This is a genomic window from Bradyrhizobium sp. USDA 3397, assembly GCF_054060965.1.
Window position 1 is genome coordinate 2642347 of sequence record NZ_JBSSDS010000001.1, and the last position, 25259, is coordinate 2667605.

The 25259-nt window shown below is 62.3% G+C and carries 23 protein-coding genes; 10 read left to right on the forward strand and 13 right to left on the reverse strand.

Annotated elements, in window-relative coordinates:
• Positions 1–65 precede the first annotated feature (65 nt).
• Both ACVWYQ_RS12600 and ACVWYQ_RS12605 read right to left on the reverse strand, forming a co-directional pair.
• A complete protein-coding gene (locus tag ACVWYQ_RS12600; RefSeq protein ID WP_404539154.1) occupies positions 66–731 on the reverse strand; it encodes a VOC family protein in 666 nt (221 codons plus the stop codon).
• A 40-nt stretch (positions 732–771) separates the two neighbouring features.
• On the reverse strand, positions 772–1806 hold the full coding sequence (locus tag ACVWYQ_RS12605) for an alpha/beta fold hydrolase (protein WP_456725668.1): 1035 nt from the start codon (positions 1804–1806) through the stop codon (positions 772–774).
• 321 nt (positions 1807–2127) lie between these two features.
• Here ACVWYQ_RS12605 and ACVWYQ_RS12610 point away from each other — a divergent pair, with 321 nt between their 5' ends.
• The 3 genes from ACVWYQ_RS12610 (at position 2128) to ACVWYQ_RS12620 (ending at position 4043) form a co-directional block, all read left to right on the forward strand.
• Positions 2128–2976, forward strand: a complete 849-nt coding sequence (locus ACVWYQ_RS12610) for an enoyl-CoA hydratase/isomerase family protein (protein ID WP_404539148.1) — start codon at positions 2128–2130, stop codon at positions 2974–2976.
• 71 nt (positions 2977–3047) lie between these two features.
• Positions 3048–3311, forward strand: a complete 264-nt coding sequence (locus tag ACVWYQ_RS12615; protein WP_404539145.1) for a hypothetical protein — start codon at positions 3048–3050, stop codon at positions 3309–3311.
• Positions 3312–3326: 15 nt separating this feature from the next.
• Positions 3327–4043, forward strand: coding sequence for a hypothetical protein (locus tag ACVWYQ_RS12620; protein ID WP_456725669.1), 717 nt, complete (start codon positions 3327–3329; stop codon positions 4041–4043).
• 8 nt (positions 4044–4051) lie between these two features.
• Here ACVWYQ_RS12620 and ACVWYQ_RS12625 read toward each other — a convergent pair whose 3' ends face one another.
• Positions 4052–6943 carry an ATP-binding protein gene (locus ACVWYQ_RS12625; RefSeq protein ID WP_404539139.1) on the reverse strand — a complete coding sequence of 964 codons (2892 nt, stop codon included), beginning with the start codon at positions 6941–6943 and terminating at the stop codon, positions 4052–4054.
• A gap of 466 nt (positions 6944–7409) precedes the next feature.
• Here ACVWYQ_RS12625 and ACVWYQ_RS12630 point away from each other — a divergent pair, with 466 nt between their 5' ends.
• From ACVWYQ_RS12630 to ACVWYQ_RS12660, 7 genes are all read left to right on the forward strand, one after another.
• Positions 7410–8711, forward strand: coding sequence for an epoxide hydrolase family protein (locus tag ACVWYQ_RS12630; RefSeq protein ID WP_404539136.1), 1302 nt, complete (start codon positions 7410–7412; stop codon positions 8709–8711).
• Between the two features lie 53 nt (positions 8712–8764).
• Entirely contained in the window at positions 8765–9178 is a 414-nt protein-coding gene (locus ACVWYQ_RS12635; protein WP_456725670.1) for a cupin domain-containing protein, read from the forward strand.
• 71 nt (positions 9179–9249) lie between these two features.
• Positions 9250–10248, forward strand: coding sequence for an alpha/beta fold hydrolase (locus ACVWYQ_RS12640; RefSeq protein WP_404539133.1), 999 nt, complete (start codon positions 9250–9252; stop codon positions 10246–10248).
• Between the two features lie 57 nt (positions 10249–10305).
• A complete protein-coding gene (locus tag ACVWYQ_RS12645) occupies positions 10306–11112 on the forward strand; it encodes an SDR family NAD(P)-dependent oxidoreductase (RefSeq protein ID WP_404539131.1) in 807 nt (268 codons plus the stop codon).
• 3 nt (positions 11113–11115) lie between these two features.
• A complete protein-coding gene (locus ACVWYQ_RS12650; protein ID WP_456725671.1) occupies positions 11116–11670 on the forward strand; it encodes a YkgB family protein in 555 nt (184 codons plus the stop codon).
• 79 nt (positions 11671–11749) lie between these two features.
• Positions 11750–12697, forward strand: coding sequence for a hypothetical protein (locus tag ACVWYQ_RS12655; protein WP_456725672.1), 948 nt, complete (start codon positions 11750–11752; stop codon positions 12695–12697).
• 4 nt (positions 12698–12701) lie between these two features.
• Positions 12702–13124: a site-specific integrase gene (locus tag ACVWYQ_RS12660; RefSeq protein ID WP_404539122.1), complete on the forward strand. Its 423-nt coding sequence runs from the start codon at positions 12702–12704 to the stop codon at positions 13122–13124.
• 616 nt (positions 13125–13740) lie between these two features.
• Here ACVWYQ_RS12660 and ACVWYQ_RS12665 read toward each other — a convergent pair.
• The 10 genes from ACVWYQ_RS12665 to ACVWYQ_RS12710 all read right to left on the reverse strand — a co-directional run bounded on the left by ACVWYQ_RS12665 (position 13741) and on the right by ACVWYQ_RS12710 (position 25168).
• Positions 13741–14448 carry an ABC transporter ATP-binding protein gene (locus tag ACVWYQ_RS12665; RefSeq protein WP_271543986.1) on the reverse strand — a complete coding sequence of 236 codons (708 nt, stop codon included), beginning with the start codon at positions 14446–14448 and terminating at the stop codon, positions 13741–13743.
• A gap of 1 nt (position 14449) precedes the next feature.
• Positions 14450–15193, reverse strand: a complete 744-nt coding sequence (locus tag ACVWYQ_RS12670) for an ABC transporter ATP-binding protein (protein ID WP_275511549.1) — start codon at positions 15191–15193, stop codon at positions 14450–14452.
• A complete protein-coding gene (locus ACVWYQ_RS12675) occupies positions 15190–16233 on the reverse strand; it encodes a branched-chain amino acid ABC transporter permease (protein WP_271543983.1) in 1044 nt (347 codons plus the stop codon). Before ACVWYQ_RS12675 ends, ACVWYQ_RS12670 begins: the two co-directional genes overlap by 4 nt.
• Positions 16226–17116, reverse strand: coding sequence for a branched-chain amino acid ABC transporter permease (locus ACVWYQ_RS12680; protein WP_271543981.1), 891 nt, complete (start codon positions 17114–17116; stop codon positions 16226–16228). The genes ACVWYQ_RS12675 and ACVWYQ_RS12680 overlap by 8 nt, the downstream gene beginning before the upstream one ends.
• 77 nt (positions 17117–17193) lie before the next feature.
• On the reverse strand, positions 17194–18504 hold the full coding sequence (locus ACVWYQ_RS12685; RefSeq protein WP_404539118.1) for an ABC transporter substrate-binding protein: 1311 nt from the start codon (positions 18502–18504) through the stop codon (positions 17194–17196).
• Positions 18458–19264: an enoyl-CoA hydratase/isomerase family protein gene (locus ACVWYQ_RS12690; protein WP_271543978.1), complete on the reverse strand. Its 807-nt coding sequence runs from the start codon at positions 19262–19264 to the stop codon at positions 18458–18460. The genes ACVWYQ_RS12685 and ACVWYQ_RS12690 overlap by 47 nt, the downstream gene beginning before the upstream one ends.
• A 28-nt stretch (positions 19265–19292) precedes the next feature.
• Entirely contained in the window at positions 19293–20837 is a 1545-nt protein-coding gene (locus ACVWYQ_RS12695) for an AMP-binding protein (protein WP_404539115.1), read from the reverse strand.
• A complete protein-coding gene (locus tag ACVWYQ_RS12700) occupies positions 20830–21348 on the reverse strand; it encodes a (2Fe-2S)-binding protein (protein WP_404539112.1) in 519 nt (172 codons plus the stop codon). The genes ACVWYQ_RS12695 and ACVWYQ_RS12700 overlap by 8 nt, the downstream gene beginning before the upstream one ends.
• Positions 21345–22160 (reverse strand): FAD binding domain-containing protein, encoded by an 816-nt coding sequence (locus tag ACVWYQ_RS12705; protein WP_271543971.1) that lies wholly within the window; start codon positions 22158–22160, stop codon positions 21345–21347. Before ACVWYQ_RS12705 ends, ACVWYQ_RS12700 begins: the two co-directional genes overlap by 4 nt.
• A complete protein-coding gene (locus tag ACVWYQ_RS12710) occupies positions 22157–25168 on the reverse strand; it encodes a xanthine dehydrogenase family protein molybdopterin-binding subunit (protein ID WP_404539109.1) in 3012 nt (1003 codons plus the stop codon). The genes ACVWYQ_RS12705 and ACVWYQ_RS12710 overlap by 4 nt, the downstream gene beginning before the upstream one ends.
• Positions 25169–25259 lie beyond the last annotated feature (91 nt).

Genomic DNA, 25259 nt, shown 5'->3' on the forward strand with positions numbered 1-25259 from the left:
TTACTCCGCAGCTGGCTTCTGAAGCTGCGGTCCGCCGGCGAGCGGCGGGCCGCAGCTGATGATGGTTACTCCGGCAGCGGCTTGCCCGCCTGCTCGTTGACGATGTATTCCGCGTACCAATCCGGCCAATTCACGTCGTGCTCGCCGGTGAGCTTCTCATGCTCGCCGTGAGCGGTCGCCGCGCGGCGAAGCGTCGCTGCGAGGTCAGATACCGATGCGAAGGTCGTATCACCTTCGACCCGGCCCGGCAGACGGCTGGTGACTTCCTGCAGCACCCAGCCATTGCCGTCTGGATCGCTGAATGACGCGAACGATTGATAGGTGCGGCGCTGCGGATCCGGGCCACTGATCCGGACGCTTCCGAACAGATAAGGCTCATCGGTGCCGGTGTGGACGCCATCGCCGCCGTGAAAGACCTCGCTGACCTTGACACCGCGCGCAAGCAGCTCCTTCCGGGCAGCCTCGATGTCGGACACGATCAGGTACAGGCCCTGGGCAGAGCCCGGCTTGGCCGGCGTGACATTCTTGCCGAAGATCACCGAGGCGCCGGAGCCCGGGGGCGTGAACTGGACAATGTGGAAGTCGCTACCGTTGGTGAACTCGGCGTCAAAACGCCAGCCAAGGTTCGCGTAGAATTCCTTGGCGCGCGCTATGTCCGAGACCGGGATAACGGCTAGCTCGAACTTCATGTCCGTCGAACGGACCTTGGCGGGACTAACTGCTAGTGTCATGGTTCTCTCCTGGTGTGCGTGGTGAATACGGACGCCGCGATCACACCTGCGCGGCGACGTCGAGAATGGCCTGTGCGAAAGCGTTCGGCGCTTCCTGGGGAAGATTGTGTCCGATGCCGCCGGTGATGTGCCTGTGCTCGTACATGCCGGTGAACTTCTTGGCGTAGACGGCGGGTTGGGGATGCGGCGCGCCGTTGGCGTCGCCTTCCATGGTGATGGTCGGCACACCTATGGTCGGCGCCAGCGCGAGCTGCGCCTCGAGTTCGTCATAGGCCTCTTCGCCGTCGACCAATCCAAGCCGCCAGCGATAATTGTGGATCACGATCGCGACGTGATCGGCATTGTCGAAGGCCTTCGCGCTGCGCTCGAAGGTCGCATCGTCGAACTCCCATTTCGGCGATGCAAGCTTCCAGATCAGCTTCGCGAACTCGCGGCGGTGCTTGTCGTAGCCGATGCGGCCGCGCTCCGTGGCGAAATAGAATTGGTACCACCACTCAAGCTCGGCCTTCGGCGACAGCGGCACTTTGCCGGCCTGCTGGTTGCCGATCAGGTAGCCGCTGACGGAGACCATTGCGCTGACGCGCTCTGGCCAGAGCGCTGCCATGATATTGGCGGTGCGCGCGCCCCAGTCGAAGCCGGCCACGACTGCCTTCTCGATCTTCAGCGCATCCATCAGCGCGATCATATCCGCTGCAAGCGCCGAAGGCTGGGCGTTGCGGGCGCTTGCAGCGGAAAGAAAGCGGGTCGTCCCATAGCCGCGCAGATACGGCACGATTACGCGATAGCCCTGGGCGGTCAGGAGCGGCACGACCTCGGCAAAGCTGTCGATGTCGTAGGGCCAGCCGTGCAGCAGCAGGACCGCTGGCCCGCCTTCTGGGCCGTTGTCGGTATATCCTACGTTCAGAATGCCGGCGTTGATCTGCTTCAGATGCCCAAGGGACGCACTCGTTGCATCTGCAGCTTCGGCGACCTGGCTCAGGTGCGCGGCTGCGGGGCCGGTTAAGCCAATGCCGGTTGCGAGCGCAGCAGCGGCACCGATGAACGCGCGGCGAGTCTGGTTGACGTCCTTGTGCATGGTCTTTGCTCCCGTTGAGGCGTCGTCTTTCGAAAGACATCGGCCTCGTGTGAAAGCGGTATGCACCGGGTACGGCACGTTGGCTCGTTAAGCGTTGTTAGACGTTGTCAGCGCGATTCGGCCGGTCAGAGCCGGGAGGAATTGATTGCCCCGGGGATCGGTATCGCGGTCCGTGCGGGTTCTAAAGCCAGGGCCCAGCCTAAGCGCATGAATGGACGAAGGTTTTGTCGTCTACCGCAACGTCCAACACCGTTTAACAACGCCTAACGAGCGTTCTGAGAGTTCATGGGGGAAGGTCGGTGAGCAACCAAGGAGTGCATTATGACCCACCTAGAGAAGACATCTGCCGCGCCACGTGTCCGGCTCGAGCCACGCCTGCCCTCTTATTGGCGAGTCACGTTCAACCATCCGCCGCTGAATATTTTCGGTCCGGAAAGCATCCCACAGCTTGATGAAATCATTGCGGCCTTAGAAACCGATGAGAAGGTGAAGGTCGTTGTATTCGACAGCGCTGTCGAAGGCTTTTTCCTGACGCACTACGACTTCCTCGCGCCCCTTGAGGACTCGACGAGTATCCCGCCCGGACCGACCGGGCTGCAAGCTCTTCCCGATATGCTGGTACGGCTCAGTCGCGCGCCGGTCGTCTCGATCGCCTCGATCCGCGGGCGGGCGACGGGCGTCGGCAGCGAACTCGCGTTAGCGAGCGACATGCGCTTCGCGAGCCGCGAAAGGGCCATTCTTTCGCAATGGGAAGTTGGTGCCGGCCTCGTACCCGGTGGTGGGCCGATGGCGCGGTTGCCTCGCCTGGTCGGGCGCGGACGCGCGCTGGAGATTCTTCTCAGCGCCGACGATATTTGCGGCGAGCTCGCCGAGCGGTATGGATACGTCAATCGATCGCTTGCGGATGCGGAGCTCGACACCTTCGTCGATGCGCTAGCCATGCGGATCGCGTCTTTTGACAAGCAGGCCATCGTTGACACCAAACGCTTGGTCGATGCGGCAAGCTTGCCTGCGGATTCGGACATTGCGCCGGAGTGGGACGCTTTTGTTGCCTCGCTCGGACGTCCTGCCGCTCAGGCCAGGATCAAAACGCTGATGGCACGCGGCTTTCATCGGCCGGGCGATGTCGAGAATCGCCTAGGACACTACGTCGGTCAGCTCGGCAGCTAAAGCCTACGCCACAGTCGAAGATGTAAGCGCGCGATGTGCGCTTCATCTGGCAATTCTCAGGAGATCGCCTCATGACCTTCACCATCCAAGTTGGCGAAACTGCACGCAGCGCCGATGCCGATGGCGGCACGCCGTTACTCGGGGTGCTGCGAGATGTTCTCGGCAAGGCCAGCTCCAATTCGGATACGGTGCGGCGCTGTTCGCCGCCCGCACGGTTCAAATTGACGGGCCGCCACGCGGTCATGCGTCAAGCCGTTCGACAGCAGCGGCAACACAGGTCACGACGATCGAAGCTGATCGGCAATGCTGATGCTGGCGCAGAAGCAAATATTTGAGCTGGGAGACGAAGAATGCTTCCGTTATTGAAAGACGCGATCGAGGCCCACGGAGGCCTGAACCGCTGGAAATCTCACCACACGCTCACCGCGACCATCGTCAGCGGCGGCGACCTTTGGGCCCTCAAGGGCGTCCCGCAGGATCCGGTCGCGCGGACCATGCAGGTCGAGCTGCATCGGCAATGGGCATCGGTCGCGCCGTTTGGAAAAGGCAGGCATACCGCCTTCACATCCAACCGCATCGCCATCCTTGCCGAGGATGGCAGCATCGTCGCCGAACGATCCGATCCCCGCGCTTCGTTTGCGCGGCACGATCTGCGAACGAGTTGGGACCCGCTGCATCGCGCCTACTTCAACGGATACGCGCTCTGGACTTACCTCACCACACCGTTCCTGCTCGCCATGGACGGTTTCAAGGTCGAGGAAATCGAGCCCTGGCGCGACGAAGCGGAAACTTGGCGCGGCTTGAGGGCCACCTTTCCCGCGGAGATCGCGAGCCATAGCTCCGAGCAGGACTTCTATTTCGGCGAGGACATGCTCATCCGCCGGCACGACTACCGCGTCGATATCGCCGGCAGCTTCCCGGCGGCGCAGTACGTATCCGACCACGTGAACGTGGACGGCATCTGGATTCCGACCCGACGCCGGGCTTATCTGCGCGCGGATGACCTGAAGCCGATGCTCGATACGCTGATGGTGTCGATCGACCTCTCCGACTTCCGCTTCGGCTGACGCAGCGACTACTTTGAAGCCTCGTCCAGCAGTTCGCGTGCAGCCTTCAGGTCGGCCGTTTCGAAGCCTTCCGTGAAGCGGGCATAGGTCTCGGCCAGTCCGTGCAGCGGCTTCGCCCTGCGTTGCTTGCGTCGAAGGCGGGCCAGCGATGTTTCCGTTCGCAGCCGCCACGACAGCGCGCCCTGCTTCTCTGCCAGTGCGATCGAGGCCACAAAGCTTGCCTCTGCCGCGTTCGTGTCACCGCCGCGCGCCTCGAGTTCACCGCGCAGGCGCAGAAGCTCCGGCGCGTCGAAAGCCGCTCCGGCCGGCTCGATGCGGGCGATTGCCTCATGCAGGATGCGCAGCCCCTCCGCCAATTGACCCAACTCTGCCAATCCCTGTGAAAGCTCGGAGATGAAGGCAGATGCATACAGTTCGTAACGATCCGCATGCAAACGTGCCAGCACGTTTTGCAGCAATTCGATTCCTGCTTTGCGCTCACCGCGCGCGATCATTGTCTGCGCTCGAAAACCGGTGGCTACGGCCTGATATGGCGCCAGTGCGTGGCTCGCGGCATGAGTCGAAATACGTCCGGCCATCTGCTCAACTGAAGACCAATCCCCGATCCAACCATAGAGTGATGCAGACCAGCACAAAGCGATGCAATGCATCACCGCGTCCTGTGGCGCCGCCTTAATGATAGAGTGAACGCATTCGACCGCCCGATCGGGGAACCCAAGCAGCCATAGCACGCGCGCGAGCGGCACCTGTGGCATTCTCGCGTAAGCGAAATGACCGGGTTGAGCCCCGCGGAGCGCACCGGCATCCGAAAGGCCCTCGTCGAGATGCAGTTGCGCAGTTCTCTGATCGCCTATCAGGTGATAGGAAACGCCGACTAGTGCTTTGGCTCCGACAAGACCGGCCTTGTCGCCGATCTCACGCGCAACACGTTCCGCCTCAAAAGCAGTGGGAAGCAGTTCGCGGAAATCACCAGTGCGCCGATAGAACATATTCAAACGCGCCAGCAGACGAAACTTGTTGGGGCGGTCACCCAGCGCCTCGGCAATTTCGAGGCCGCGGCGCAGCGCCAGTTCAGCCTGATCGCTATTGCGCTCGGTAAACATGAAAGCGTGTCCGAGCGTTGCCTGAAGCTCCAGTTCCCACGCACTGCCGCGGGTCGAATCATCAAGCATCGAGAGCGCGCGGCTCGACCATAGGCGCCCTTCGTCCAGCAGATTGAGCTCGACGAACAGCCTGGCGCAAGCGCCGGCGAGCGGAACGCGCAGTCCAGCGCCATCATCATTGGCGAAAGCCCATTGCAGCGCGGCACGCGCATCGGAAAACAGCAGCGTCCGAGCTCGCGAACTCGAGGCTTGGTTGCCAGCGCCTGAATCCGTCGCCGTCGTTTCGAGCGCGTGCTGGATATAGCGGGCATGCCGGCGCGCGATGCTCGTCGCTTCACCGCTGTCAGCGAGCTTTTGCGTGGCATAGGCCCTGGTGGTGTCAAGCAGCCGATAGCGCGTGACGGGGGCGTCAGGCCGCACCGAAATCAGCGACTTGGCAACGAGTTGCTCCAGCGACTCCACTATATGCTCGACCGGCTCGCCCTCCTCGCCTGCGACCATAGTCGCTCCCTGCAAAGTGAAAGGAGCGGCGAAGATGGCAAGGCGACGCAGAACGATGCGCTCGCTCTCGCTGATCAAGCCATAGCTCCAGTCCAGCGTTGCACCGAGGGTTTGATGGCGCGGAGGCGCCGTCCGCCGGCCGCGCCACTCCAGCTTTAGCCGGCCGTCGAGCAGCGTCACTATCTCGCGCAATCCATGCGTGCCGACCCGCACGGCGGCGAGTTCGATCGCCAGCGCAATGCCATCGAGCTTGCTGCAGATTTCGGCGACAATCTCGGCGTCTTCGTCGGCGATTTCCTCGCGATGGCCTGCCGCAGCCGCCCGCTCCGTGAACAGGCGCGCAGCCGGATAGGCCAGCATCTCGCGTGCGCTCAGCCTCGCCCCCTGCGGCGGCCCCTCGAGTGGGGCGAGCTCGAAGATCTGCTCGCCTTCGACAAGCAGCGACTCGCGGCTGGTGACGAGAATGCTGACGCCAGGCGCCTGCTGGTGGATGCGCTCCGCCAGTGCCGCAATCGCCTCGACGACATGCTCGCAACTGTCGAGTACCAGCAGCAGGCGCCGGTTGCGCAGGTGACCGACTATGTTTTCCGTTGGATCAGAATGGTGCACCACGAGCCCAAGGGCCCAGGCCACCGTGCCGGCGACAAGCGCCGCATCCTTCACCATGCTGAAATCGAGAAAGCGAACCTGACCTTCGAATCGGGCCGAGAGTTCGTGGGCCAGCGCGATCGCAACGGTGGTCTTGCCGATGCCACCAGGGCCCCTGAGCGTGATGAAGCGTTCGGCTAGCAAACGCTGCGCCACTTCCCGCACAACGTCATCCCTCCCAATCATCCGCTCCAGGCGGGGAGGCAGGACTGGCACAGACGCCTCAGGGGCGCTCGGCGCCTGCTCAGAAGGTGAAACCACCGGAAATGCGTCTGCGATGCGCTGCACCGGTGCGACGAAGCAATAGCCGCGGCTCGGTACATTGGTGATGTAGCGCGCCCCCTCCTTGCCGTCACCGAGCGCCTTGCGAAGCTCGGCGATATGCACTCGCAAACTAATCTCTTCGACGGCAAGGCCCGGCCACGCGTGGGCCAGCAGCTCATTCTTCGACACGATATCGCCAGCCCGGCTGACCAACAGCAGCAGGATATCCAGCGCGCGGCTGCCCAGCTTGACGGGCACCCCGTCCTTCTCAAGCAGCCGCGTCTTGTCGTGAAGGGAGAACGGTCCGAAGGAGGCGATGCCTGCGTCGTGCGGAGCCCTCACGAGATTGGCGCGAGAACCGCTCGTTGTGTCAAGCCCGGTCACTTGCGCTCACCCTTGTCGATTGCTGGTTTGCGGAATTCACTGTACCGCGTCTGCCCCCATCAAGCTTCCCTTTTCTTTCGGGGAAAACCACCGAAAGCCCGGCGATCTGTGTGCGGACAACATCGTTATCGGAGGTTTTGCAGCTCAAGAAGAAGCTGCACGTTGTGAGGTGCAAGTGAGTGCAACGGAGGGAGCGGCACTTCCAGTACCGCTGATCCGGCCAAATTGTCACACTCACCACGACCAATCGCTGCCGGACCCCAGTCATGGATCTTGACATCGGCAGGCATGGATCTTGACATCGGCAGGCATGTGGTTGCCGCGTAGCGAATTTCTTCAACGTAAACAATTGGTAACAGCGTCTAACAACACCTAACAAGCTATTTTCCGGCTCTCCGGCGACATTCAAGCCACGGGCGGTGCGCGAACCAGATGGTCAACGCCCGGTCAGGCAAGGGAGAGCAAGATGGACAGGCCGCACGTTTACGAAGTTATCGACCAGGATCGGCGCGCCCTGCTCGGCGGCGCTGCGATGGGTATTGCGATTGCCGGCACCGCTGGCCTGTTTCCTCTTCACCACGCTCTGGCTGAACCGAACAATGTAATTCGCCCGTTTCGTGTCAACTTCCCTGATGAGGCACTGAGCGATCTTCGGCGGCGCGTCGCTGCGACACGCCTGCCCGACCGGGAGACGGTTGATGACGGATCGCAGGGCCTTCAGCTCGCCGCGTTCAGCGAACTTATGCGCTCCTGGGCCACTGAATACGACTGGCGCAAAGCCGAAGCCAGGCTCAGCGCCCTGCCGCAGTTCACAACGACAATCGACGGCGTCGACATTCACTTCATCCATATCCGCTCACGTCATGCGAACGCGCTGCCGTTGATCATGACGCACGGCTGGCCGGGCTCAGTGTTCGAGCTGCTCAAGACTGTTGGTCCTCTGACCAACCCAACGAGCCATGGTGGACGTGCAGAGGACGCATTCCATCTTATCCTACCGTCGATCCCCGGCTTCGGCTTTTCCGGCAAGCCGAGAAGTCTCGGATGGGGGCCGGAGCGCATCGCACGAGCCTGGGCCGAACTTATGAATCGCCTCGGCTACGGCCGCTATGTCGCCCAGGGCGGCGACTGGGGCGCGCCGATCTCAAGCGCAATGGCGCGACAGGCTCCTGCAGGGTTGCTCGGCATCCACATCAATCTGCCGGCGGCCGTGCCGTCCGAGATCGCGGCGCTGCTTGCCACCGGCGCTGCTGCTCCGCAGGATCTCTCGTCGAAGGAACGAGCCGCGTTCGACGCACTCTCAATCTTCTACAAGAGATATCGGGCCTATGCCGCAATGATGGGAACGCGGCCGCAGACCATCGGCTACGCGCTGACCGACTCTCCCGCCGGGCTGGCGGCCTGGATGTTCGACTACAACAACGCCGAACCGCTTCGCCTGCTCACGCGCGACGAGATGCTGGATGACGTCACGCTTTACTGGCTGACGAACACGGCTGTTTCATCCGCGCGCATCTACTGGGAGACGGCGGGTCAGAGCGTCATTCTCTCCTCCGCGCAGAGGACAGCCGAAATCTCGCTTCCCGTCGCGATCTCCGTCTTCCCCGACGAGGTCTATCGCGCTCCGGAGAGCTGGGCGCGGCGCGCCTACCGCAACCTCATCTACTTCAACGAGGTCGAGAAGGGTGGACACTTCGCTGCGTGGGAACAACCCGAACTTTTCTCCCGGGAAGTCGCCGCGGCGTTTCGGCCTCTCCGCAATCTCTGACCTGAGCCAGATCTCAACGCCCTGCAACCCATCAACCCTGAAGGACAATATCCATGAAGACACTCCGCACCATCGCCGCAGTTGCGGCACTGTTCGTCGCCGCCGGCTTGACCTTGCCTGTGGCTCAGGCCCACGAAGTCAATCTGGGCGACATCAAGCGCACCAACCTGCTCCGCAACGATCTCGGTGCTGCTGGACGCGAGGTCATCCAGGTGCTCGTTGAGTTCGGCCCGGGCGTGAGCGCGGTCCGGCACTCGCATCCCGGCGAAGAACTCGTCTACGTCACCGAAGGCGCCTTGGAGTATCAGCTCGACGGCAGGCCGCCGCTGACCGTCAAGGCCGGCGAGGTGCTCTTCATTCCGCACGGAACGACGCATGCGGTGAAGAACATCGGCTCCGTCAAGGCCGCCGAGCTTGCCACGTACATCGTCGAGAAGGGCAAGCCGCTTCTGATGCTGAGCGAGTGAACAGCTCAGGAAGGCCAGGCAAGCGGCATGACGACTGCGACACACGCGACCTTCGCATTTGGGAGACCGACATGATCAATATCTCGGAGAGAATCGACCGATGTCACCGCGGCGTAGCGATGGCGGTCGCGGCGGCTACGGCACTCGGCGCTCCCATATCCGGCTCTTTGGGTGCGCCGGCACGCGCCCAAACTCTTTCCGAACAGGAACAGAAGGTCGACGTCGGCTTCATCGAGATCGACGAGGACATCACGCTCCGGAGAATGGTGGTCCACAACGCGAACCCGAAGGGGACCGTCCTCTTCCTGCATGGATTTCCGGAAACGCTGTACGCCTGGAAAAGTATCTCTCTTACCCTCGCCGACGACTACGAAGTCCACGCTTTCGACTGGCCCGGCTTCGGGTTTTCCTCGAGGCCGAAGGTCGACAGGTTTTCGTACGCCCCCAAGGACTACGCGCGCGTCTTGAACGACTACATACGCAAGGCGGGCATCAACACATCCAAGCTTACGATCTACGCGACTGACGTCGGAGCTCTGCCGGCTCTTCTCCTGGCTCAGGAGAAGCCCGGCATCGCGACGTCGATCATCGTCGGCGATTTCGCCCCCTTCGACAGGTCCCACTACATGTATGCGAGCCTGCAGAGCCTGAAGGCTGGCCCTTCAATGGATAAGGCTCGGGACCAGCTGAACAAGAACCGCGACGACATCCTCGAAAACGCGTTCAGAAGAGGCCTGCCCAAGGAAGCGCAATTCGATGTGCCGCGCGAATTCAAGGACGACATGTCACGTGCCTGGGGCCACGGCGCAATAACGACAGCGGATGCCTTCTCGTACTACTATGCGCACTTTACGCGGGACCAGAATCACTTCGAATCGCGTCTGGAGCAACTCGCGATCCCGGTGAAGGTCGTGTGGGGCGAGAACGACCTCTACATCAAGAAGGAGATGGGGATCGAGCTCGCCGACAGAATTGGCGCCGGGCTGACGCTCCTTCCCGGTATCGGGCACTACCCTCACCTCCAGAATCCCAAGCAGACCATCGACGAAGTTCGCGCCGCATTTCGGTAGATTAACCCAGAAGTATCAAACCCCAACGCGCCAGTGGCGCCAACAAGGAGAAGTGCAATGTCCATCTCTCTCAAAGGTGTCGCGGTCATTACAGGCGCCTCCGCCGGGATCGGTGCAGTTTATGCCGACCGGCTGGCTCGCCGGGGCTACGATCTGATTCTCGTCGCACGCAACGAGGTTCGGCTGGACCAGCTGGCGACGCGCATCGCCGGCGCCACGGGCCGTATGGTCAAGACTGTTGCCGCGGACCTGAAAAACAAGGCGGACCTGAAGCGGATCGAGGCGATCGTCGCCACGGACCCCGCCATCACCATGCTGGTTAACAACGCAGGTGTCGGCGGACTCGAGCCGCTGTTGCAGTCCGACGTCGATGCCATGGAGGAGATGGTCGATCTCAACGTGACCGCACTGATGCGGCTTACCTATGCCGCGGCTCCCGCGCTCGTTGCGCGTGGAGGCGGCGCGATCATCAACATTGCCTCAGTGGTCGCCATCGCACCGGAAGTCCTGAACGGCGTCTATGGCGGAACGAAAGCGTTCGTCCTCGCCCTGGGCCAGTCGCTTCAGAAGGAACTGACTGACAAGAACGTGCGTATCCAGACCGTCCTGCCCGGCGCGACAGCGACCAACTTCTGGGGTGCAGCCGGCGGCGCCGTCGACAATCTGCCATCCAACATCGTCATGACGTCGGATGACCTCGTCGACGCGGCGCTCGCCGGCTTCGATCAGGGTGAAGTCGTCAGCATTCCCTCGCTTCCAGATGCAGCGGACTGGGCCAACTACGAAGCGGCGCGGCAGAAGCTCATACCAAACCTCTCCCTCAGCTCAGTTCCGGCGCGATACCGAATCGCGGCTGCGGCGTAACACGTGCTCAACAAATTGGAGACCAACCATGTCACTCTTCAATATCCCGAAACGCCGCGCCTTGCCCCGCTCGCCATTGCCGGTTGGCGCGATCACGCGCGCCATGTGCTTGTCTACGCCGAACCACTCAGCCGGTTCGGCCTCTATGCATCGCTCGGGATCATCTACGCCTGGTTCGGCGGGATGAAGTTCACTGATTACGAGGCCCAGGGGCTGGTGCCGCTGGTTGAGAACAGCCCGTTACTGAGCTGGTTCTATAGTTTGTTCTCGGTCCGCGGCTTCTCCACCTTCCTTGGGCTCCTCGAACTCAGCATCGGGCTGCTGATCGCCCTCAGATTGGCGAGTCCGATCTTCTCCGCTGCCGGTGGTCTGCTCTCCGCCGGACTCTTCGTTGCGACACTTAGCTTCATGCTCTCGACGCCGGGGGTCGTCGTGCCGGAGCTCGGACCGCCCGCGATCACCGTCGCGCCGGGTCAGTTTCTTTTGAAGGATGTCGGCCTGTTCGCCGCCTCGTTCTGGGTATTCGTCGACTCAATCAAGACTGTGGTTGGCAGGTGAGCAGGCCACTTTCGGAAAACAGCATCAGCACCTCCATGCAACCGAAGGAGAACACGACCATGAAAATGCGACATCCTAAGTGCAGCCTATGCTGCCATTGCCATCGCCATGGCGACACCTGCCGCCGCCCGTGGTATCGGCGAAACGGTTACGCCGCACTTTCAGCAGACGATACCCAACATTCCCGGCAAGCCGCTTTCATCTGGCGTTGTTTACCGGGAAGCGCCAGACCGACCGTGGCGATCTCCGGCAGGGAGGAAAGCGGGCGTCTTCGATCAGAGTATCTATCGGCGACACGCGCGAGTTGACCACCCGAGCAGCCCGCGCGATTGCGAAGGAATATCTGGCTCAGATCAGCAGAGGACAGCATCCGAAGACGGCGAAGCAAGATGGAGAGACTGGCGCCGGCCAGGCTGGGAACGAGGCGAAAATCGAGGTTTCGACTGTCACCCTCAGACAAGCATGGCAGCGATATCGGGAAGCGCACTTGATCCGAAAGGGTCGCAGTGAAAAGACCATAAGCGGTTATCGCGATCAGGTAGAAGGCCTCTTTGCGGAATGGCTCGATACTTCGCTAAGCGAACTCGCGATGGATCCTGCTCGCGTTGCCAGAAAGCACGACGACATTACGAAAGAGAACGGTCCGTATATCGCAAATGGCTGCATGCGAACGCTGCGCGCAATCTACAATCATGCTCGCAAGACCAACAGATTTCTGCCACGCGACAACCCAGCAGACGCCGTCGATTGGAATGAAGAGAAGCGCCGAGATACCGGCATGGGCGCGAGCGACTTGACCGAATGGTTCCGGGAGTTGGCTGCCCTCGAAAATCCGGTCCGTCGCGAATTCCATCTGCTCACGCTGCTTTGTGGATCTCGGACTACAGCAGGTGAAGCCGAGTCACGTCGACTCTCGCCGCCGAACTCTACACATCGAAAAGCCAAAGGGCGGCAGGAAGCGAGCGTTCGACGTCCCACTCTCCCGAGAAATGATGCTGTGTCTCATTCGGGCGATACGCTTCGGTAGGCAGATGTATCCGCTGCAGTCGCGGAAATGGATCTTTCCCGGCGACAGTGAGTCGGGCCATCTTGCCGAAACAAAAGAGGATCGCGATACCCTTTCGAAGTGGGGTAACGATCTTCGCCAAACATTCCGGACCATTGCCACAGCTGCTGGAGTTTCAGAATTCGATGCAAAGCTGCTAATGAACCAATCAATCCCAGGCGTGAATGCCGGCTACGTTACCCGACACAAGCTGCTTGAGGACCATCTGCGCAGCCAGCAACAAGCAATCGGCACTGCTGTGTTCTCCGCTATCGGCAAAATGCTTACGAAGGACGCCGCCTTGCGAGATTGGCTCGGACCCTGCGCAAGCCGATGTGTAACCGGCGGGCACCAGATGAAGCGAGCCGATCTGGGTGAGGATCTAGACAGAATTTGGCATGTAGCCTGAACGCACGCTAGGTCCTGGCCACCGGCAACGCGGCGCCTTTCCAAATGCCTAGTTTCCAAACGAACAGCCGAAGTGGAGCGGTAGGTCTGGGAGTTCTGCAGCAACGTCTGCCCTGAGCGAACGCCAGAATCGCGGAATCAAGATCAGTTTGAATATTCAATGATTCCAATGAACATCTGGAAAAAATGGCCGAATTCGCCTGCAATGATATCAATTGCTTGGCAGGCGTTTCCAAATAAGGAAGCGCCTCTCCCAGCGAGGGATGGCATTCGAACGGCACCGACCTGCTCAGATTTGGACCCAAAATCAAAATGTGACCATGATCACTAGTGATCATGATCATAAATAATCATGTTCAATTTACTGGCAAGCGGAAGTTCTTGCTTCCCGGTCTTTCACCGCACGAGCGGGGCAGGATTATCGATATCTCCAGGTGGTGAAGCTTGTTTGAGCCTACGCGCGAGGAGTGTCGTCAAACGCCGTCTGACCATCATGAACGTTCGAAAGCGCCCGAAACAGACGTCCTTCCACTTAACTCAATTCATCCGGGGGCGACTTCATCCACTATGCTCCTCTTTTGCGACGGGAGTTGGTGGTGATCAGTTTGGTATCGTCCTCATACCGCGATTAGCTGCATCAGCCGGGTGCAATCGGTCTCGACGCCTGCCTCGCCGCTGAATACGATCTTTCCGCGTTCGACCACATGGAAGCGGTCGGCGACCGACAGGGCCTCATGTACGTTTTGCTCGACCAGCAACACGATTGCCCCCCGATCGCGCAGTTCCCGCACGATTGCGAAGACTTCTGCAACAATCATTGGCGCCAGGCCTTCGCTTGGTTCGTCGATCAACACGAGACGTGGCTCACCGACCATGACCCGCGCCATTGCCAGCATCTGTTGTTCGCCGCCGGATAGTGTCGTGCCGAGCTGATGCCGTCGCTCGCCCAGTCGCGGAAAGCGACCGTAAATCGCATCAATCGCACGGTGCTCCTGCTGTCTCGAACGCCCCCTCACCTGCAGCAAACCCAGCGACAGATTTTCCTCAACAGTCAACCCTGGAAAGATGCGGCGATCCTCCGGCACAAAGCCGACGCCAGCATGACAGACGCGATCGGGTGAAAGGCCGCAAAGTCCGCGCTCAGCGAGCGTGACCGTGCCGGCACTCGCTGTCACCCAACCGGCGATAGTTTTGAGCAATGTCGTCTTTCCGACGCCGTTGCGCCCAAAGATGCCGATGACTTCACCGGCCCTAGCGTCGAGATCGATGCCCTGAATGATGTGACTGAGACCGTAGTGGGAGTGCAATCCGCGAATGTCTAGCATGTCAGCGATGCCCGAAATAGGCGGCCTGAACGGCCGGATCAGATCGCACTACGTTTGGAGGACCTTCGGCCAGCTTGCGACCCTGGTGCATGACGACAACATGGTCCGACAGGCTCATCACAAGACCGATATCGTGCTCGATGAGCAGAACGGTCACGTCCTCGGTCAGGCTGCGCACAAGGACCGCCGTGTCCCGCGTATCGGCATGGCTCATGCCCTGTGTCGGCTCGTCGAGCAGCAAGATCTTGGGTTCGGATGCGAGACAGACTGCTATTTCCAGCCGGCGCTGATCCCCGTGCGAGAGATTGCCGGCGAGTTCGTCGCGGCGATGCGCCAGCGCGAAGCGCTCGAGCATTTGCTCGGTCTTCTCCATGGCGCGGCGCGAACGGCGGATTGGCAACAAGGCGCGCGATGGCGGTTCGAGCAGCTGCGCCGCGAGCCGCAGGTTTTCCGCAACGGTCAACTCGAAGAAGAGGTTGGTGATCTGGAACGAGCGGGAAAGACCTGCGGCCTTCTTCTGCTCGGCAGAATCCCGTGTCATCTCGACGCCGTCGATCATGACCTTTCCGCTTCTGGGCCTCAGGGCGCCACTGATCAGGTTGAACAAGGTGGATTTGCCGGCACCGTTGGGACCGATGATCGTGGTAATGCGATGGCGCTCGACGGAAAAGCTCACATCGTCGACCGCCTTGAGGCCGCCGAATGAGATGCCGAGACCACGAACGTCGAGGACATGCGGGATCATGACACGCTCCCGGATTTGACGATCGCGGGGGAAACCGCGGACGCGGCGACCTCCTGAGATGGCGCGCGGGCGATTCGGCGTTCAATCCAGGGCCTTGTGAAGCCGACGAGCCCCTTCGGCAGGAACATCACGCAGAGCATGAACAGCAGGCCGATGACGATGAGATGATGCTCCGTCCAGCTGCCGATGATCGATTTCAGGATGACGAGCAGCACCGCACCGTAGATCGCGCCGATGAGCGTACCGACACCCCCGAGGATCACCGAGATCACCGCGTTCCCGGAAGTGGCGAAGAACATCAGCTCGGGCGAGACAAAACCCCGCAGCACCGGATAGAGCGCGCCAGACAGCCCGGCCACGAGTCCTGCGAAGATATAGACCGCCATACGCGCCCGCCACACCGAATAACCAAGGAAGGGCACTCGCCTCTCGTTGGCTTTCAGGGCCATCAGCACCCGGCCGAAGGGCGTTTCCAGCAAATAGGCACTCAGTCCATACAGTCCCATGATGATGGCCAGCACGATCAGAAAGAACCCGACCGGATTGCCAGCCGAGATCGCGACAGGGCCGAATTGGATCTGGACAACGGGAATGCCGATCATGCCGTCAGAAGCGCCCAGTTCGCGCGTGTTGTAGACGATCTTGGCCACGACTTGCGCCATGCCAAAGGTGATGAGGGCGAAATAGACACCGCGAACCCGGTTCGCGATCAGGCCGCCGATCGTGGCGGTAACGAGCGTCGCAAGACCTGCGGCAGCCATGGCCAGCCAGAACGAGGGAACAGTCATCAATGTCAGGGCCGAAACATAGGCGCCGATGCCAAAATAAAGCGCCTGCCCCAGCGACAGCGCGCCCGAATAGCCGAGAAGAAGGTCGACTGACAGAGCGAGTCCAGCGAAGATCAGCGCTTCGGTACCGAGGCGGAGGTAAAAACTGTCGTCCAATGCAGCGCCAATGCCCGCGAGGCCCAACGCCGCCGCGAGAAGCAGAAACGCGAGTACATGGCTCGCACGCATGGAGACAGCGAGCCGATCAAGCATGTCCGAGCCTCCCGAACAGGCCTTGAGGGCGGACCATGAGGAAGGCGACCATCGTCCCGAACACGATGGGATCCGTCCATATCGGCGAAATAACGAGGCTCGCGAGCGCCTGCACCTGCGTCAGCAGCAGCCCGGCAAACACACACCCCCAGATCGAGCCCATGCCGCCGACGATGACGACGCTGAAGGCAAGCAGGATGAAGTCCCGCCCCATGGTGGGAAAGACCGAATAGATTGGCGCGAGCAGCACGCCGGCGAGCCCCGCGAGCGCTACGCCGAACGCGAAGGTTCCCGCATACACGACCGAGACCGGCACCCCCAGCGAGGCCGCCATATGGCGATCGAAGGCAGCTGCACGGACCATGGCGCCGAGGCGCGTGCGGTACACAACATAGGCGACGCCGCCGATGATCGCTGCTCCCACCGCGAGAAGGAAGAGACGGTAGCTTGGCACGAGAATTCCGAACCATTCCGTTGCGCCCGGAATGGGTGTCGGCGGGCGCTGCGTGTTCGCACCAAAGATCACTTTCAGCCCATCCTCGACAACGAGGCCCAGGCCAAAGGTAACGAGCAGCGTGGTGACGTGGCGGTCCTTCGAGTCGAAGACCGGACGGATCAACAGCCGCTCTGCCACCATACCGAGGGGAATCATCAAGATCGGCACCAAGACCAGCAGAAACCAGAAACCGACGCCCGCGGCTCCAAGCGCCACCGCTGCATAGGCTCCCACTGCATAGAATTCGCCGTGGCTCATGTTGATGACGTCCAGCATACCGAAAATGATGGTGAGCCCCAGCGCAACAAGAACAACAGCAACGCCGAGCGTCAGCCCGTTCAGGATCTGCGGTGCCAACACAAATTGCAGATAGTCTATCGGTGACATGGACGTCGTCTCCAGAGATCATGCTCCGCCCGCGCTCGCCCGGACTCACGGGAGAGAACGCGGACGTTTCCCTTGGTTCAGAATCGTGTGCAGGCGTCGGGTCCGATCGCCTTATCCGCAGCCACACTCGTGACGATGTCGAATTTGCCCTTGCTTACGCGCACCACATACATCGGCTGCATTGCCTGATGGTCGCCGGCCCTGATCGTCTTGTCGCCCTGCGGCGTCTTCCAGGTCAGTCCCCTCAACGCATCGCGTACCTTGTCGGTTTCGGTTGAGCCCGCCTTCTCGACCGACGCTTTGTAGGCAAAGAGGACGCCGTAACTGTCGGCGCCGTAGAGGTCAGGGTCGGCCTTGTTGGCGGCGCGGAACGCCTCGACGAATTTCTTGTTCTCGGGCGTATCAATCTGAGTTGAATAACCCACACCGGTGGCGAAGCCCTCCGCCGCGGCCCCGATCGCGCCGATGTTCTGAGAGGTCACGGTGCCTGAGGCGCCAACGACTGTCAGGTTCGACAGCATGCCGAAATCCTGCAACTGGGTCAGCAGTCGCACCGTGTCGTTCCCCGCAACCGAGGTATAGACGACCTGCGGGCGGGCAGCCCGGATCTGGCCGAAATACTGCGTGTAATCCTTGGAATCGAGTGGCGCGAACACCTCGCCCATCGACTGGGCGCCGCTCTTTTCGGCGTTGACCTTGAAGGCGGCGACGGTGGAGCGACCCATTTCGTAATCGGGCCCGAGATAGAATACCTTCGACTTCGGCTTCTCCTTCTCAAGCCAGGCGGCGAGCGCGACCGACTGCTGCTCGGCGCGGGCGTTCACGCGAAACATGTTCGGCGAACATTTGTCGCCGGTAATCGAGTCGGCGAAGGAGACAGTCGTAGCGGCAAGCCTGTTGTTACGCTCTGCGAGCTGCGCGACGGCGAGCGTCGACCCCGAATTCACCGTGCCGGTGAGAAAGTCCACCTTCTCGACCTGGAACAGCTTCTCGGCCTTCTGAACGGCAACGGCCGGATTGGCTTCCTCGTCCTCGAAGATCAGGGTGATCTGCCGTCCTGCAATTCCGCCTGCCGCGTTGATATCCTTGGCAGCCAGCTCCAGTCCCCAGCGGACCTGCTGCCCAATAGGCGTATACGTGCCGGACAAAGGGGTGACCACGCCGATCTTGAGCGGTCCAGCCTGCGCCAGTGCGGCATTCGAAAGCGCGGTGGCGGCGAGCAGCGCGCTCGCAGCGGCTAAAATGCTAAACGGATTCATATTCGCTCCCTCTATGGTCTTGTTTATGAAAATTTCCGCCGGAAACGACGCGCGGTGGCTAGCCACCACGCGCCGGAACGGTTCAACTGCCGATGAATTTCGGGGGACGTTTCGCGTTGAAGGCTTCAACGCCTTCCTTGAAGTCGTCCGACTGGCGTAGGCGGCTGTAGCAGTGCCCCTCGAGCTCGATCGCAATGGCCAGCGTCGAATCCTCGGTGTCGTTCAGGAGCTTCTTCGCAGTCCGCTGCGCCAGTGGCGAGAACGTGCGAAGCTCGTCCACCAAACTGTCGGTAGCCTTCTCCAGTTCCGCATCCGGCACGCATTCAGTTGCGATGCCCCACTCCAGCGCCTGCTTCGCCGAGATGCGCTTGGATCGCATCACGATGTCCTTGGTGCGGGTGATGCCGACCATCTTCTGCAGCCGCGCCGAACCGCCCGATCCCGGAATTTGCCCGAGCTTCTGCTCCGGTAGCGCATACTGCGTGGTCTCCGACGCAATCCGGAAATCGCAGGCGAGCGAGAGTTCGAAGCCGACACCGAAGCAGTAACCGCGGTTGGCGACGATCACTGGCTTGGCGCAACGCGCCGGTGCAGCGATATTCCAGGCGAGTTTGGAGACATGTTCGGGACTTGCCTCCATGAAACCACCGATATTGCCGCCGCTGGAGAAATGCTCTCCCTCCGACCGCAGCACGATGATGCGCACGCGCGTATCCTCATCGAGCGTCTCGAAGCTCAGCCGGAGCTGATCGCGCTGCGGCATCGCCACGATGTTATACGGCGGGCGGACAAGGATGATGTCGGCGCGCTCATGTGCCTCATCGATTTCGACCTTGAAGCCGTTCAGCTTGGCAAGGCGGGAATCGGAAAATGTGTAGGGTGACGACATTTGTGGTTCCTTCTGTTGGTGATTGAGGTCAGGCGGTGCCTGGCGGCGGCAGGCGCTCGGTCTCGTATTCCCCGGCGACGAGCAGCCGCCGCAGCAGTTTGCCGACCGGCGATTTCGGAATGCCGTCGACGAAGACATAGCGGCGCGGCCGCTTGAAATTGGCGAGCCCGGAGGTGCGGCAGAACTGCTCCAGCTCGGCCTCGGATACGGGCTTGTTACGCTTGACGAAGGCGGCGACGATCTTGCCCCATTTCTCGTCGGCAATGCCGGCCACTGCGACCTCGGACACGGCGGGATGTAGCGACAGACAGCTTTCGATCTCGACCGGCGAGACGTTCTCGCCGCCGGTGATGATCATGTCGTCGACACGGCCGGTGACGTGGAGATCGCCGTCCGGATCGACGAAGCCGGTGTCGCCGGTGAAGTACCAGCCCTCGCGGAGCGCCTTGGCGTCGGCCTCGGATCGCCGCCAATAACCTTCGAACGCCTCATCGGTAGCGAGCAATGCGATGATCTCGCCCTCCTCGCCGACTGCGGCAAGCTCCGCGACCGAGCGCGCGTCGATCCGCACCACCTTGATATGTTGATTGATGCCCGCCTTGCCGGCAGAGCCGGGTTTTGCCGGCGCATTCTGGTCGATCGTAAAGGTATAGATCTCCGAACTGCCGTAATGATTGACGAACAGTTCCGGCCTGAACGTCTCGTTTAGCTTTTTCAGCAATCCGTCGGTCATTGAGGCGCCGGCGAAGCCAAGCCTGCGTACGCTCGACACGTCGGTGGCGCCAAACGCCTCGTGGTGGACGAGTTCGTGATAAAGAGTCGGCACCAGATAGAGGTTGCTGACCATCTCCTTTTCGATCAACGCCAACGCCTGGCGGCTGTCATAGCGCGGCAGGCAGATGAAGGTACCGCCGATCAGCGACATCGCAAGCAGCGAGCGAACCCCCATCGTGTGATAGAGCGGCATCACGCCAAGGGTGCGCTCGCCGCGGCCATAAAGGTTTTGCGCGACATGGGCGATCGCCGCGGCCCGTTCCGCGCGATGCCGCCGCGGCACGCCCTTCGGCCGCGAGGTCGTTCCCGAGGTATAGAGCATGATCGACCAGGCGTCGGCGCCCACGCGCGGCTCGGCGTCGGGCGCGCTGCCCTCGATCATCTCGGCAAAGCTGAACGCCTCGCCTGTCCCAGGATCGACCGGGAAACGCCGCAATTGGCCGGCGCGCGACGATTGCCTGACGGCCTCCGCGGAGACGTCCTGGTAGAAAAGGGCGGACGCCTCCGAGTTCTCGATGCAAAAATCCAGCTCGTCGGCTTTGGCCCGCCAGTTGATCGGCGTGATGACGATTCCCGCGAACTGGCAGGCCCAATGCAGCGTGGCCGCCTCCCAGCGGTTCTGCAGCAGGGTGATGACGTGATCTCCCGGCTTCAGCCCGACTTGGTCGAACGATGCCACCAGCACCGAGATCTTCTCGTACCATTGCCGATAAGTGAGACGGAGATCGCCATCCACGAGCGCAATGGCGTTGGGATCGCGCGACGCGCTGGCAACGAAGCTGCTGCCGAGATCAAGCATCTGGGGTCTCTTCCGTGACGGTGGCAAGCTCCGCGGCCGCTTCCAAGGCCGCCTGAATGATCGGGGTGTAGCCGGTGCAACGGCACAGATGGCCGCTCAGGAGATCGCGAATACCGTCCTCGGTCGGCGCCTTGTGCCGACTCAGATAGTGGTCCAGCGACATCAGGATTCCGGCAGTGCAGAAGCCGCACTGGAGCGCATGGTTGCGCCGGAAGGCGCTTTGCAGCACGCCGAGCCGGTCAGGCGAGGGCGCGAGCCCTTCGACCGTCCCGATATCGCAGCCATCGACCTGCACCGCGAGGGCGAGGCAGGCACGCGTGAGCATTTCGTCGACGACGATGGTGCAGGCGCCGCAGACACCGTGCTCGCAGCCGACATGAGTGCCTGTCGCACCGAGCTCATGGCGCAGGAAGTCGGAGAGCAGCATGCGCGGCTCGGCTTCCCCTTCGACGGGCTTGCCGTTTAGCGTGATGGAGACGGGATGGCGGGCATTAGCGACTAGCCGGGTCATTGCAGCACCTCGCCGATCAGCTCGCGGCCGATCATCCGCACCAGGTCACGGCGATAGCGCGCGGTTGCGTGGATGTCGTCGCGGGCATCGAGTTCGTAGGCAAATCCGTTGAGGGCGTCGTCGAGCGCGCTGCCCTCGAGTCGCGGCCAGTCACGCGCGGTCGGGACGTCCGCAACGCCCCCCACGGCGAAGCGGATGCCTGCAGGCGTCGTCATCGCCGCGCAGGCAACGATGGCGAAATCGCCGTGCCGCCGCGCGACCTCTCGAAACGCAAAGCGCGCTTGGCGGATAATCGGCAGAGATATACCTTCGATCAGTTCGTCATCCGCGCGCGCGGTCAGCATCATGCCGGCGAAAAAGTCCTTTGCCGCCACATGCCGCCGCCGCTTGGCGCTGCGCAGATGCACCTCGCCGCCGAGCGCGATCAACGCGAGCGGCATCTCGGCGCTGGGATCGGCGTGGGCGAGCGAACCGCAGATCGTGCCGCGACTGCGGGTCTGCTCGTGCCCGACCCATGGCAGCGCGAGTGCCACGAGTGGCAGGACCTCGGCGAGATCGGGCCAGGCCAACAGTTCGGCCTGGCGCACGCCGGCGCCGACGACGACGGCGCCCGCCTTCCGCTCGATATGACGGAGTTCGTTGAGGCGCATGATATCGATCACCCGCTTTGGCTTGGCGAGACGCATATTGAGCATCGCCATCAGCGACTGGCCGCCGGCCAGAACACGCGCATTGCCGCCTTCCTGCGCTAGTCCGGAAAGGACTTCGTCAGCGGTTTCGGCGCGGACATAGTCGAACGCGGCGGGCTTCATCGGCGCCCTCCGAACAGGCCTGCGAGTTTCGTCAGCCATGAGAACCGGGAGAAGCGGCCGGCCGCCCCGCCGCCGGCCTTGCGGGCCAATGCCGCGAAGAACTGCCCGATAATTGCCCGCGTAGCACCATCCAGCAGGCGGCCGCCGATGCTCGCCACCTTGCCGCCGATGGCGGCGTCATAGCTGTAGGTCAGGTGCGTGCCGCCCTTGCCGTCGGGCGCGAGCGTAATGCGTCCTTGCGCGCTGCCGAAGCCGAGCGCACCGTGGGCCGCTCCGCGCAATGTCACCGCGTGCGGTGGGTCGGGATCGAACAGCTCGACGTCGGCGCGATAGCGCCCGGTGACAGGTCCGATGCCAAGCGTCACGTCGGCGCGGAAATGCGTCTCGGAAATCTTGTCGACGCGCTGACAGCCTGGAATGACCGATTGCAGAGTCGCCGGATCGAGCAGCATGGCCCAGACCTGCTCCGGCGCGCCCTTCACGAAGGCCAGGCCCTCTCCGCGAAGCCGCCGGTCTCCCTGCCGCGCAGGCCTCGCCGTCGACCGCCCCGACGGCGGCGGCGGCTCGGCGCCGCGCACCAGCTCGGCAAGCCTTGCCGGCACCAGCGGCAGCGTGACATCGGCGAGCCCAAGCGCGTCTGCGACCGCGTTGGCGACGCAGACCGGCGTCGACATGCAATTGCCTTCGCCGACGCCCTTTGCACCGAGCGGAGTAAAGGGCGACGGCGTCTCCATGTGGATGATCTGCGGCTCCGGCACCTCGGTGGTGGTCGGCAGCAGATAGTCGGCCAGCGTTCCCATCAGGAAGCTGCCATCATCGGCGTAGGCATATTCCTCATAGAGCGCCGCGCCCAGGGCCTGCGCGAAGCCGCCGCGGATCTGCCCGTCCACCATGCCGGGATGCAAGATCGTGCCGCAATCATGCATGGTGACGTAGCGGTCGATGCGGGTTTCAAGAGTGGTGCGATCGATCTCGACGCCGCAGAAATCGAAGATGAAGCCGTGGCACAGCGACGAGTTGATGCGATCCTCGTCGTCGGGCGACGTCAGTTCCGGCGGCGTCCAGAACATGGTCTCGCGAATGGTTTGACCGACGTCGTCCGGAAGCGAGCCCGGCGACCAATGGCCGAGTGCAGCGACTCGTGAAAATGCGATCCGGTTTTCCGGATTATGCCGGGACGCGATGAAGCCTTTGGCGAACACGATGTCCGCCGGTTCGACATTGAGCTGACTGGCGGCGATGCGGGCGAGACGGCCCGCCACGCGCTCGGCCGCCAGTTTGGCGGTGCCGGCCACCGCCGCGGCGAAACGGCTGGCATAGTTGCCGGACGCGATCGACCAAGCGTCCTTGGTGGTGTCGATCTCGGCGTTGACCCGGACGTCCTTTGGCTCGAGGCCGAAGACGTCGGCGACGACTTGCGACAGCACGGTGCGATGGCCCTGCCCCTGCGGCACGGAGGCGACGTGAACGGTGACGCTGCCGACGGGATCGAGGCCGACGGTCGCGGTGGCCTGCGCGCCGTTCTTCGGCCCCGCCTTGCGGCGCTCGGCCGCCGTCAGCACGGTCGTGATATAGCCCATGTTGGACACGCTGGGCTCGACAACCGCAGTGAATCCGATCCCATAGAGACGCCCGTGCGCGCGCGCTTCATCGCGCCGCGCCCTGAGCTCCGCGAGTTGTCCCTGCTCGACAGCGCTCGCAATCGCCTCCTGATAGTTGCCGGAATCCAGCAGCGCACCGGTTGCCGTGCGATAAGGGAAGGCGTTGGCCGGAACCAGATTGCGCCTGATGACCTCGAGCGGATCAAGATCGAGGCCGATCGCGATTCGCTGCACCAAGCGCTCCAGCGCAAAGTAGACCTGCGGCCCACCAAACCCGCGGTTGAGCCCGGTTGGCGTCTTGTTGGTGACGACCACGCGGTTGTGGATCCTGACGTGGCGGATGTCGTAAGCCCCCGTCATATTGCCGTGCATGCGATAGAGGGTCGCCGGCTCGGGCGCGCGCAGATGCGCGCCGCAATCCTCGACCTGATCCCAATCGAGCGCGAGAATTCTGCCATCGACGGCAACGGCCGCCGACAGGGTCACGGCCCGGTTGGTCGCGGATACCGATGCGGTGAGGTGCTCGAGCCGATCCTCGATCCACTTGACCGGTCGGCCCGCGACGCGAGCCGCTGCTGCGATCAGCACGATGTACGAAAAAACGCCCTGCTTGACGCCGAAACTGCCGCCGGAATCCGGCGGCGTGCGAAGTCGGAGCCGGTTGCCCGGAACTTTCAAGGCGCGCGCGATCACGGTGTGGATGCTGAACGGCCCCTGGAAATTGGCCAGGATATCGAAGGCATCTTCGGCGGCATCGTGCGAGGCGATGACGCCGTAAGTCTCGAGCGGCGTGCAGGAGTTGCGCGGATATTTGACGTCGATCGAGAAACGGTGAGGAACGTCCGCGAAAGCTTGCTCGGGATTTCCGTAGCGGAACGTGCGATCGCTTGCGAGATTTCTCGGAAAGCCGTCGTGCAGGAGGGGAGCCTCCGGCGCAAGTGCGCCGAGCGGATCGACGATGACGGCCCGCGGGCGGTACTCCACGGAGATCAGCTCGAGGGCGTCCTCGGCGCGGGCGCGGTCGGTCGCCACCACAACCGCCACCGGCTCGCCGACATAGCGTACGCGGTCGATCGCGATCGGCCAGCACTCGACGGGCGCTTTCACGCCCACGACGAGGCTCGACGTCACGGCCTTGACCTGCCTGCCGGTCAGAACGACCGCAACGCCAGGCAATCGCATTGCTGCTTCGGTATCGATTGCGAGGATATCGGCATGCGCATGTGGCGAACGCAGGATCGCGGCGTGCAGCGTGCCCGGTTGAACGCCGAGATCGTCGATGAAGCGGCCGCGACCGCTCAGCAGCGCGGCATCCTCGACGCGTTCGATCGAACGCCCGACCCACGGCCGCTCGTCACCCTTGCCCTGATCGATCGATGTTGCGGTTCGGACCGCGGCCTGCGCCATGTCCCGGCATACCTCCCGACGCGTTCTTCGACGCGACGCCGACAGTTGTCAGGAGGAGGGGTGCGGGCGCCATACCGCCCGCTCTCACGAC